Raw genomic sequence first — 11,002 nt, forward strand, 5'->3', positions numbered from 1 at the left:
CCGCCGACCGGGCAGGCTCCGGTTCCGGGCTGCTGATGACCCTGCGGCAGGTCGGCGGGCAGCGCCCCGAGCGCCCCGTCCATCGCCGGTACGACCGCGAAGCCGAAGCCGAGTCCGGTCAGCGACAGCCACAGCGCGGTGAAGCCGTAGCCGGAGTCCGCCGTCGTACGGGTTCCCAGCAGGGCGGCGAAGGCCAGCACCACCAGACCCGCGGTGACCACCGCGCGCGACTCGAACCGGACCACGGCCGCCTGGGCACCCCTGGCCGCGACCATCAGCCCGAGGGACAGCGGCAGCAGCCGGACCCCGGTGGCGAAGGCGTCATGGCCGAGGACCGCCTGGAGGTAGGTCGGCACCGTGAACATCAGCCCGGACAGCACGAACATCACCAGGGTCGCGGCGACCGTGTTGAGCAGGAAGCCGCGCCGGGCGAGCAGGGACATGTCGAGCATCGGGCGGGGCGAGTGGCGTTCGCGCAGGACCAGGCCGAGCAGCAGGACGGCGGCCGCGGCGAACATCGCGAGCACCAGGGGGTCGGCCCAGCCGGTCGGGGGCCTCGATGACGGCGTAGATCAGGGCGCCGAGGCCGGCCGCGGTGAGCGCCGTGGAGAGCAGGTCGACCTTGGGTCCCGAAGGGTCCCGGGTCTCCGGGAGCAGCAGGAGGCAGACGCCGATGCCGAGCGCGGCCATCGGGATGTTGATCAAGAAGACCGAGCCCCACCAGAAGTGGTCGAGCAGCCAGCCGCTGACCAGCGGGCCGAGCGCGGAGGCGGCGGAGATCATGCCGACCGCCTTGCCGCGCTCGTCGGGGCCGAACAGGGCCGGGAGCACGGCCGGCGACAGCGGCATGATCAGGGCGGCGCCGACGCCCATCACCGCGCGGGCGGCGATCACCGCGTTCACGTCCCCGGCCAGGGCACCGAGCACCGAGCCGGCCAGGAAGACGCCGAGCCCGGCGATCAGCATCCGGCGCCGCCCGAACCGGTCGCCGAGCAGGCCCGCCGGGAGCATCAGCGCGGCGAAGACGACGACGTACGCGTCCGCCACCCACTGTTGCTGCCCCGTGGTCGCGCCGAGCTGCACGGCCATGGTCGGCAGGGCCACGTTGAGGATCGTCGAGTCGAAGGCGAGCACCAGCATGCTCGCGACCAGGGCCCCGAGGGCCCACCAGCGCCGGGGGTTCGGAGCGGAAGGCACCATGAAATGACAGTAGCTCTCAAAATCTAGTCAGTGTCAATCGATGGGAGCTTGCCGGGCATGAAAAATGGCCACGGCTCGGATGAGCCGTGGCCTGAGGGGCGGGAGGGGGCTAGGCGTGCTGGTACGCGACCAGCGAGATCCCCACGTAGTGCACGACGAACGCCGCGAGCGTGAAGGAGTGGAAGACCTCGTGGAAGCCGAACCAGCGCGGTGACGGGTTCGGCCGCTTGAAGCCGTAGACGACGCCGCCCGCGCTGTAGAGCAGCCCGCCGACGACCACCAGGACCAGTACGGCGATGCCGCCGGTGCGCAGGAAGTCGGGCAGGAAGAAGACGGCCGCCCAGCCCATCGCGATGTAGCAGGGCGTGTAGAGCCAGCGCGGGGCGCCGACCCAGAAGACGCGGAAGACGATCCCGGCCGCCGCCGCGGCCCAGATGCCCCACAGCAGCCACTGGCCCTTGGCGCCGGGCAGCAGCAGCATCGTGAGCGGGGTGTAAGTGCCCGCGATGATCAGGAAGATGTTGGCGTGGTCGAGCCGGCGCAGCAGGCCGCCCATCCGCGGGCCCCAGTTGCCCCGGTGGTACAGCGCGCTGACGCCGAACAGCAGGCAGGCCGTGAGGACGTAGATCCCGCAGGCGATGCGGCCTCTGGTCGAGTCGGCGAGGGCGGTGAGCACAAGTCCCGCGATGAGTACGGCCGGGAACATGCCGAGGTGCAGCCAGCCGCGCAGCCTCGGCTTGATCGGGTGCGACAGGGGGAGCGCCAGGGGACCGCGGCCGCCGGCCGCAGTGTCATTGGGCGCGTCGGGGACGGACGCAGTCATGCGCCGCATGGTACCTACGCCTCCGTAAATCGGATGTGAGGGGCATGCCTTGGTCGGGTGGGCGCAAAAAGACGTTCAGCTGAAATCAAGACAGACGCAAAGAAAACGCAAACGCCGCAGGAAGCGTGGCTCACCTCACTTCGCTCACCTGTGAGACCCCCTGGACAGATGGGCACTCCGGGCGGATGATCAAATGAGTGCAGTCGGCACCGGATGAGCGACAGCGAAGCGTCCGGGTCGCAGCCCCCACGGGGCGAACAAGGACAAAATCCCTCACTTAGGAGCAACCGTGGCGCGCGACAACTCGGCTACCAGCGTTCCCACCCGCCACCAGGAACTGATCTCGTGGGTCAACGAGATCGCCGAACTGACGCAGCCGGACAACGTGGTCTGGTGTGACGGATCCGAGGCCGAGTACGAGCGCCTGTGCGAGGAGCTCGTGGCCAAGGGCACCTTCAAGAAGCTCGACCCGATCAAGCGCCCGCACTCCTACCTGGCCGCCTCCGACCCGACCGACGTGGCGCGCGTCGAGGACCGCACCTTCATCTGCTCCGAGAAGGAGGAGGACGCGGGCCCGACCAACAACTGGAAGGCCCCCGCCGAGATGCGGGAGATCTTCGCCGGCGACAAGGGCCTGTTCCGCGGCTCCATGCGCGGCCGCACCCTGTACGTCGTCCCGTTCTGCATGGGCCCGCTCGGCTCCCCGCTGTCCGCGCTCGGCGTCGAGATCACCGACTCCGCCTACGTCGCCGTCTCCATGCGCACCATGACCCGCATGGGCCAGGCCGTCCTGGACGAGCTGGGCGAGGACGGCTTCTTCGTCAAGGCCGTCCACTCCGTGGGCGCCCCGCTGGAGGCCGGCCAGGCGGACGTGCCGTGGCCGTGCAGCCAGACCAAGTTCATCTCCCACTTCCCCGAGGCGCGCGAGATCTGGTCGTACGGCTCGGGCTACGGCGGCAACGCCCTGCTCGGCAAGAAGTGCTACGCGCTGCGCATCGCCTCCGTCATGGCCCGTGACGAGGGCTGGCTCGCCGAGCACATGCTGATCCTCAAGCTCACCCCGCCGCAGGGCGAGGCCAAGTACGTGGCCGCCGCCTTCCCGAGCGCCTGCGGCAAGACCAACCTCGCCATGCTGGAGCCCACCGTCTCCGGGTGGACCGTGGAGACCATCGGCGACGACATCGCCTGGATGCGCTTCGGCGAGGACGGCCGCCTGTACGCGATCAACCCCGAGGCGGGCTTCTTCGGTGTCGCGCCCGGCACCGGCGAGCACACCAACGCCAACGCCATGAAGACCCTGTGGGGCAACTCGGTCTTCACCAATGTGGCGCTCACCGACGACGGCGACGTCTGGTGGGAGGGCATGACCCAGGAGACCCCGGCCCACCTCACGGACTGGAAGGGCAACGACTGGACGCCGGACAGCGACACCCCGGCCGCCCACCCCAACGCCCGCTTCACCGTGCCCGCTTCGCAGTGCCCGATCATCGCGCCCGAGTGGGAGGACCCCAAGGGCGTGCCGATCTCCGCGATCCTCTTCGGCGGCCGCCGCGCCAGTGCGGTGCCGCTGGTGACCGAGTCCTTCGACTGGGACCACGGCGTCTTCCTCGGCGCCAACGTGGCCTCCGAGAAGACCGCCGCGGCCGAGGGCAAGGTCGGCGAGCTGCGCCGCGACCCGTTCGCCATGCTGCCGTTCTGCGGCTACAACATGGGCGACTACATGGCGCACTGGATCAACGTGGCCAAGGACAAGGACCAGTCCAAGCTGCCGAAGATCTACTACGTCAACTGGTTCCGCAAGAACGACGAGGGCAAGTTCGTCTGGCCCGGCTTCGGCGAGAACTCCCGCGTCCTGAAGTGGATCGTGGAGCGCCTGGACGGCAAGGCCGCGGGCGTCGAGACCCCGATCGGTGTGCTGCCCACCAAGGAAGCGCTGGACACCGACGGCCTCGAACTGTCCGACTCCGACCTGGACTTCCTGCTCACGGTCGACAAGGAGGTCTGGCGCGAGGAGGCCGCGCTGGTGCCCGGTCACCTCGACACCTTCGGCGAGCACACCCCGAAGGAGCTGTGGGACCAGTACCGCGCGCTGGTCGAGCGCCTGGGCTGACACCCGAGAAGCTCCGCGGCCGGTCCGACTAGCCCTGACCAGCAATAGTCGTCACGAAGGCCGGCCGCGGAAACCCGCAGAGGGCCCCGCACAATGGCGTGCGGGGCCCTCGGGCGTTCCCGGGCGGAGCCGTCGCCGGTTTCTGCGCGGGGCCGCCGCCGTTCCCGTGCGGAGCGGGCGGCCGACCTGCTTCCGGGCCCGCGCGGAGCTACTGCCTGCGGTCCTCCAGATACCGCGTGTGCGACTCCTGCCGCCGGGCCTCCGCGTCCCGCAGCGCCGACGCCAGCTGCTCGGCCTCCTCCGTCAACAGGCCCAGCTGGCGCTCCAGATGCCGCTCGGGAGGCTCCGCGCCGGGGGTCAGCCGGGTCCACCAGCGGGTCCGTACGAAGGCGTCCACGGCCTCCGGTACGTCCCTGCGCACGGTCCGGGAGACGGCGTGCACGCCCTCCGGGTCCTGGGCGAGGACCTCGGCGACCCAGCCCGGTGCCAGCAGCGCGTCCAGCAGCTCGGTCAGTCCGGTGAGCGCGCTCGCGGCGGCCGGCGGCAGGTCGATGTCCGCGAGATACGCCTTCAGCTTCTCGAAGTCGGCCCGGATCTCCTCCAGTTGGGCCGACGGGCTCGGGAAGTCGGGCGGCGCGGGCCGCTCCGGCGGGGCGAGCAGCGCGCCCGCGCCGTACAGCCCCGCGACCACCACCGGCCAGTACGGCCCCGCGACCCCGGTGAAGGTCAGCACCAGACCGGCCAGGCCGCACCCGGCGCCGGTGAGGTTCTTGCGGGACTCCAGGTAGCCGAGGACCCTACTGGTAGCCACGGATCTCCTCGAAGGCGCCGTCCAGCGAGCCCTGCCGGGCGTCGAAGAGGCGGCCGCCGGTCAGCTCGGCGATGTGCTGGAGCTCGGCGCGCGAGGAGTCGCCGAACAGGATCGGGAAGACCGGGGTGTCCCGCCGCGCGCCGCCGAGCCCCCGGTAGAAGCCGTCGAAGTCCTGGGCCTCGGCCCCCGCGGTGTTCTCCCCGTCGGTCATCAGCACGATCGAGGTGAACGTGTCGGTGCCGCCGCCGAGATGGTCGTACGCCTGCTCCAGCGAGGTGTAGATCGCGGTGCCGCCGTCGGCGCTGAGCGCGTCGGTGTCCCGGCGGATGGCGGCCAGGCCCGCCTTCGGGTCCTTCGGGTCGACCACATGGGTGCGCACGCTCTTCACGGTCGAGCCGAACGGCATCAGCGTCACCTCCTCCCGGTCCCGGAAGTCACCGGTGAGCGCGGTCAGCGCCGCCTTAAGTGCCTTGATCCGGTCGCCGTCCATCGAGCCCGAGGTGTCCAGGACGTACACCGTGCGAGACGGGCGGCGCAGCTTGTTCTCGTACGACCGGATGAGGCCGTCGGCGACGGAACGGCTGCCGGGGAAGGGAAGTTCACGCCGTCTGCCGGTGTCGAGCCCGGCGGCGGGCGGCACCGAGGGGACCACCGGGCGGCGGTGCGTGGTGTCGGTGATCAGCTTCTGCACGGCGTCGCCGCGCAGCTCCGCGGTCACCCGCCGGACCTCCTCGCGGGTGCCCTCGTCCGCCGAGGTCAGCGAGGAGAACGGGTAGTCGGCGGTGACCACGCCGTCCCGGGGGCGGATCACGGTCAGGCCCGGGATGCCCTCCAGGACCGACTCGTAGTTGAACAGGGCGTTGACCGAGCCGCGCCGCTTGTAGGCGGAGGCCAGCCAGCCCGAGGAACCCGACGTCAGCTTCTGCCCCTTGAAGAACTCCTTCAGCCGGGGCGTGGCCCTCGCGACATCGGCGTCGGTGAGCGCCGACTGGGCGCCGGACATCGCCGAGGCGACCGAGACGAGGGTGGCGAAGCCGGAGTTGGAGCGGGCCGGGTCGGTCATGCCGTACGTCAACTTGCCGTCCCGCACGGCCTGTTCGATCTGCGTCCAGGTGACCAGCTCCGGTTTCCAGCCGAGGGCCTTGACGGTGGCCGGCCGCACGCCGATGGCGACCGGGCTGGACATCACCGGGGTCTCGGAGACCACCCGCTTCGCCGCCTCGGGCCGTAGCCGCAGCGAGTCGTCCGAGGACAGCCACAGCGCGTCGTACCGTCCGTCGGCCTTGCCCCGGGCCACCAGGTCCACGGCGTCCAGGGTGCCCATGTAGGTGGGCCGGATCGTGATGCCGGTGTCCTTGCGCACCCGGTCGAACACGGCCGTCATGTCGCTGAGTTCGCTGGAGGCCAGCACCCGCAGGGTGCCGGGCTTCGGCGCCGCCGGGTCGTCCCGGTGCGGCTGCGAGGTGCAGCCGCCGAGCAGGACCCCCGCGGTGGCGGCCAGGGCGAGTACGCCGCGTTGTCTCATGCCGGTCCCTCCAGCGCGCCCTGTGCCCGGCTGCGCTCCAAGTAGGCTGTGGCATCGGCCAGTTCGTCAGTCAGGGAGCGGACCGTTGTGGCCATCACCTCGGTCGCCCGCACCTTGTAGCCGTCGATGGTGTCGAGGGTGCGGTAGATCTGCTGGAACGCCGAGCGCAGGGTCTCCACGCCGACCGCCGGGTCGGCGGCGATCCGCTGGATCTCGCCGCTCTGCGTGGCGAGCATCTCGGCGTTGCCCCGGATCAGCTCCTCGGTGGTCCCGCGCAACGCGTCGACCTGCTCGATCACCTTCTTCTGGTCGTCCAGCGCGGCGGCCAGCATCACCGAGATGCGCAGCGCGGAGACCGTGGTGGTCGCGGCCCGGTCGACGCCCTTGATCAGCTCGTCGTTGTTGCGGCGCACGACGTCCATGGCGAGGTAGCCCTGGGCGCACACCGCCAGCTGGGTCAGCAGGTCCTGGTGCTTCTGCCGCACCGGGAAGAGCACATCGGCACGCAGGGCGTCGGCCTCCTGCGGGTCGGCGGTCCGCGCGATGTGCTCCTCGACGGCCGCGTCCAGGGCCTCGGTGAGCACCACGTACTCCTGGAGCTTGCCCATGGTCTCCCACAGCCGGACCCGCTCGGTCGCCAACGCCGCGTTGTCCCGGCGCAGTTCGTCCTGGCCGCCGCGCAGCCCGCCGACGATCCGGTTCAACGTGCCCTGTGCGGAGGCGTACTTGGCGAGATGGTCGCGCAGCCTGTTGCCGCCGGGCAGCCGGGAGAGGAACCGGCGGCCCCGGCTCGCGGGTAGGTCCCGCGGATCCAGGTCCTCCACCACCCGGCGCAGCTCCACCAGCGATCCTGCGACCCGTGCCTGCGCGTCCCGGCCCTGGTCGGGCAGGCTGCGCACGGCCCGCTCCAGCATCCGGTTGGACTGGGCGGCGGCGGTGCGCATCTCCCCGGCGCCCAGCGCGGTGATCTCGCCGACCTTCCCGGTGAACTCCGGCGAACGGGCGTCGAGTCGCGCCAGCTCGCCGACGAACGCGGAGGCCTTGCGGGCCGTCTCGGTGCGCACTGCGTCCTCGACGGGCACGAGACCGCCCGCCTTCTCCCTGGGCACGGGCGCGACCGCCTCGGGCGGTGTGAGGACGAAGTCCCCGTCGATGTCTGTCATTTGTCGCTCCCCCGTCATCCGCGGGCCCGGCGGGCCATCTCGTGCAGCACCGGGGAGGTGGGCACGGGTGCCTGCCGGACACCGCTGAGCTTCTGGTTGAGATAGGCGGTGAGGCGGGACGTCTGCCCGAGGAACTCGGTGGTGTCGCCCTGCGGCCGGAACCCGTGCCGGACGGCGAGCATCCGCAGCGTTGGATCGGTGCTCAGCAGCTCCCCGAACGCCCGCCCGGCCGCGTCCAGCGGTACGACGGTGTGGTCGCTGTTGACCGTGGTGTCCGGGTACAGGACCACCAGGTCGTCCACGCCGTGCTCCTGTTCCAGCAGCGCCGCGACCTGCGACTCGTACACGAGGACCAGCGGATTGCCCACCCCGGTGATGAAGTCCCGGAACACCCCGTCCGAACTGGACTGCTGGGCGCCCTGGACGCTGACCAGCTGGTGCAGCAGGGGAGCGGTGCGGTCGACGTCTGCGTCGCCCGCCACGACCTTGCCGCCGTTGGCGACGTAGGAGGCCGCGGCGAGGTAGAGGGCACCGGAGTTGGAGGACTCGGGATCGGTGCTTGAGATGTACAGCGTCCCGCTCAACTCACCGTGCGCGGACGTCCCCTTGAGCTGCTGCCAGGTCCGGTTGTGCCGGGCGGCGTCGAGATAGGCGGACATCTTCAGGGTGCCGCGGTGCGCGCCGTCCAGCACGGCCAGCCCGTTCGCGGCCAGCACCTCGGCCGCGCTGCGGTGCGCCACGACCACCAGCGGCGAGTAGAAGGGCCGCGGCAGCGGCTCCTGCGCGTGGTACTTCCGCGCCAGCTGATCGGCGGGCGCCTGGCTGGAGGGGAACGCGAAGTCGTCGCCCTTCAGGTCAAGGCCGTCCATGGCCCAGGACCCCGAGGTGTCGGCCTTCACGGTGTAGCCCTTGGCGGCGAGGGCCTTCACCACGTCGGGATCGGCGAAGAAGTCCGCCTTCTCCGAACCGATCACTCCTCGCACGGTCTTCGTTGCCGTGCCCTTGTCCTCCCCGTGCCGGCCCGCTACGACGGCGGCCACCACGCCACCGATGAGCAGCACCGCGAGGACGATTCCCGCGATTCTCTTCACGCGGGCGAGCGTCCTCCCGGAACCCCACATTCCCGGGCGCGCCCGGTGAACGCCGGGTGACGGGTCGGACCCGGCACTGCAACGCGCGAGCGGGGGCACCCGGTCCGCGCGTCGCTGCGGGTGCGCGCGGACCGGGGCCGATCAGGGGTGACCCGGGGATCAGCCGGTGGCGGTGAGTTCCCTCGGGTCGGCGGCCAGCGCGGCCGTGTGGGCGTCCATCCGCTCGGCGGCCAGGATCGCCACCGCGGTGTCCGCGCGGGAGGCGGCGACCACCAGGGCGCGCCCGGCCAGGGCGTGGGCGCGGCGGTGCAGGGCCACCGGATCCCCGTGGTCGGCACCCGGCGTCGCCCGCAGCGGCTTGCCACCGCGCAGCCGGCACACCTGCGCGACCAGCCGGTCCGCGGCCGCGTCCAGATCGGCCGAGGGGGCCTGCGCGCGCAGCTCGTCGGTGACCGCGAGCAGTGCCGACAGATGCCCGGCGAGCTGGATGTCCAGCTCCTCCTCGCGCGACCGGTGGGGGAAGTCGGAGGTGCCGGCCATCGTGCTGTGGACCGACTTGGTGCGGATCGGTTCGTACATGGGACGGCCTCCTGTGCTCTGACAGGAAACCATCCTAGCTTGGATTTCGTCTAAAGTTGAGTCGGGTCACAGATTGAAGCCCGTCGACTACGGACCGCCGTACGGTGAGGTCCCTGTCCGCTCTCTACGGCTGCCCGTACCCGTCCAGGAAGGTCCCGATCCGGGTCACCGCATCCTTGAGATCCCCTACGCTCGGCAGGGTGACCACGCGGAAGTGGTCCGGCTCGGGCCAGTTGAAGCCCGTACCCTGCACCACCATGATCTTCTCCTGGCGCAGCAGATCGAGGACCATCTGCCGGTCGTCCCGGATCTTGAACACCTGCGGGTCGAGCCGCGGGAAGAGGTACAGCGCGCCCCTCGGCCGCACACAGCTCACGCCCGGGATCTGCGTCAGCAGCTCGTACGCCGTGTCCATCTGCTCCTTCAGCCGGCCGCCCGGCAGCACCAGGTCCTGGATCGTCTGGCGTCCGCTCAGCGCGGCGACCACACCGTGCTGCCCCGGCATGTTGGCGCACAGCCGCATGTTCGCCAGGATCGTCAGGCCCTCGATGTAGGAGTCGGCGTGCGCGCGCGGGCCGGAGATCGACATCCAGCCCACCCGGTACCCGGCCACCCGGTACGCCTTCGACATACCGTTGAAGGTCAGCGTCAGCAGATCGGGGGCGATCTTGGCGGTCGGGGTGTGCGTGGCGCCGTCGTACAGGATCTTGTCGTAGATCTCGTCGGAGCAGACCAGCAGATTGTGCCGGCGGGCGATGTCCGTCAGCCCCTTGAGCATGGCCTCGTCGTAGACCGCGCCCGTGGGGTTGTTCGGGTTGATGATGACGATCGCCTTGGTGCGGTCGCTGACCTTGCGCTCGATGTCGGCGAGGTCGGGCATCCAGTCGGACTGCTCGTCGCAGCGGTAGTGCACCGGAGTGCCGCCGGACAGGGAGACCGCGGCCGTCCACAGCGGATAGTCCGGCGCCGGTACGAGGACCTCGTCGCCGTCGTCCAGCAGGCCCTGCATCGCCATCACGATCAGCTCGGAGACGCCGTTGCCGATGAAGACGTGCTCGACGTCCGTGTCGATGCCGAGGGTCTGGTTGTGCATGACGACCGCGCGCCGGGCGGCCAGCAGCCCCTTGGCGTCGCCGTACCCATGGGCCGTGGAGACATTGCGGAGGATGTCCTCCAGGATCTCCGGCGGGCACTCGAAGCCGAACGCCGCGGGGTTGCCCGTATTGAGCTTGAGGATGCGGTGTCCCGCCGCCTCCAGCCGCATGGCCTCCTCGAGAACCGGGCCCCGGATCTCGTAACAGACGTTGGCGAGCTTGGTCGACTGGATCACCTGCATACGCGCGAGCTTAGGACGCCGCGGCCGTTCATGGGTGGTGTTTTCCACCACGCGAGACGTGGTTTTGCCCCGTATTGCCCCTACGGCTGCCAGGACAGTGCCGCGTCTCCCTGGAATCCGCTGTCGCGCCCAGCGAACGTATGTACGAGCCGGAGGTGCCCGGCGCGCCCGGCGCGGGGCACGCGTCCTCCTTCCGGCCGCCCATGTACCACCCGCGGCCGGGTCCCGCCCCGGCGTACGAGGAGTACGCCGATCCCGCCGCCGCGCACGGCTGGCGGAACGCGTACGACGAGACGCGGGAGCTGCCTCCGCTCACCGGGTTCGGGCCGCAGGGGCCGGTGGGGGCAGAGGGGCCAGTGGGGTC

8 protein-coding genes and 2 pseudogenes are annotated in these 11,002 nt (G+C 70.8%); 2 read left to right on the forward strand and 8 right to left on the reverse strand.

Annotation, left to right across the window (positions count from 1 at the left end; translation table 11 throughout):
- Both CCN72_RS24225 and trhA read right to left on the reverse strand, forming a co-directional pair.
- Positions 1-1,200: pseudogene (locus CCN72_RS24225) on the reverse strand (MFS transporter); the annotation flags it as partial.
- Positions 1,201-1,309: 109 nt separating this feature from the next.
- A complete protein-coding gene (trhA, locus tag CCN72_RS24230; RefSeq protein WP_086809566.1) occupies positions 1,310-2,023 on the reverse strand; it encodes a PAQR family membrane homeostasis protein TrhA in 714 nt (237 codons plus the stop codon).
- Positions 2,024-2,312: 289 nt separating this feature from the next.
- Between trhA and CCN72_RS24235 the strand changes: the two genes are divergently transcribed.
- Complete coding sequence (locus tag CCN72_RS24235) at positions 2,313-4,133, forward strand: phosphoenolpyruvate carboxykinase (GTP) (protein ID WP_086809554.1); 1,821 nt, start codon at positions 2,313-2,315, stop codon at positions 4,131-4,133.
- A gap of 208 nt (positions 4,134-4,341) precedes the next feature.
- On the opposite strand, the gene CCN72_RS24240 is transcribed toward CCN72_RS24235, so the two are convergent.
- The 6 genes from CCN72_RS24240 to CCN72_RS24265 all read right to left on the reverse strand — a co-directional run bounded on the left by CCN72_RS24240 (position 4,342) and on the right by CCN72_RS24265 (position 10,638).
- Positions 4,342-4,944 carry a hypothetical protein gene (locus CCN72_RS24240; protein ID WP_086809556.1) on the reverse strand — a complete coding sequence of 201 codons (603 nt, stop codon included), beginning with the start codon at positions 4,942-4,944 and terminating at the stop codon, positions 4,342-4,344.
- Entirely contained in the window at positions 4,931-6,469 is a 1,539-nt protein-coding gene (locus CCN72_RS24245; protein WP_086809558.1) for a vWA domain-containing protein, read from the reverse strand. Before CCN72_RS24245 ends, CCN72_RS24240 begins: the two co-directional genes overlap by 14 nt.
- The gene (locus CCN72_RS24250; protein WP_425276167.1) at positions 6,466-7,650 is read right to left on the reverse strand and encodes a toxic anion resistance protein; all 1,185 of its coding nucleotides are present in this window, start codon (positions 7,648-7,650) and stop codon (positions 6,466-6,468) included. Before CCN72_RS24250 ends, CCN72_RS24245 begins: the two co-directional genes overlap by 4 nt.
- Entirely contained in the window at positions 7,647-8,723 is a 1,077-nt protein-coding gene (locus tag CCN72_RS24255) for a hypothetical protein (protein ID WP_086809562.1), read from the reverse strand. The genes CCN72_RS24250 and CCN72_RS24255 overlap by 4 nt, the downstream gene beginning before the upstream one ends.
- Positions 8,724-8,882: 159 nt before the next feature.
- A complete protein-coding gene (locus CCN72_RS24260; protein ID WP_086809564.1) occupies positions 8,883-9,302 on the reverse strand; it encodes an SCO4983 family protein in 420 nt (139 codons plus the stop codon).
- Positions 9,303-9,426: 124 nt separating this feature from the next.
- A complete protein-coding gene (locus CCN72_RS24265) occupies positions 9,427-10,638 on the reverse strand; it encodes a pyridoxal phosphate-dependent aminotransferase (protein ID WP_037662864.1) in 1,212 nt (403 codons plus the stop codon).
- Positions 10,639-10,778: 140 nt separating this feature from the next.
- On the opposite strand from CCN72_RS24265, the pseudogene CCN72_RS40035 reads away from it, so the two are divergent.
- A pseudogene (locus tag CCN72_RS40035) lies at positions 10,779-11,002 on the forward strand (hypothetical protein); the annotation flags it as partial.

It is taken from the genome of Streptomyces murinus, from assembly GCF_002154555.1.
Classification (GTDB): Bacteria; Actinomycetota; Actinomycetes; order Streptomycetales; family Streptomycetaceae; genus Streptomyces; species Streptomyces murinus.

Coding starts and splice junctions, on each gene's coding strand:
- trhA (WP_086809566.1), bottom strand. CDS start 2,023: ATGACTGCGTCCGTCCCCGACGCGCCCAATGACACTGCGGCCGGCGGC.
- CCN72_RS24245 (WP_086809558.1), bottom strand. CDS start 6,469: ATGAGACAACGCGGCGTACTCGCCCTGGCCGCCACCGCGGGGGTCCTG.
- CCN72_RS24250 (WP_425276167.1), bottom strand. CDS start 7,650: ATGACGGGGGAGCGACAAATGACAGACATCGACGGGGACTTCGTCCTC.
- CCN72_RS24260 (WP_086809564.1), bottom strand. CDS start 9,302: ATGTACGAACCGATCCGCACCAAGTCGGTCCACAGCACGATGGCCGGC.
- CCN72_RS24265 (WP_037662864.1), bottom strand. CDS start 10,638: ATGCAGGTGATCCAGTCGACCAAGCTCGCCAACGTCTGTTACGAGATC.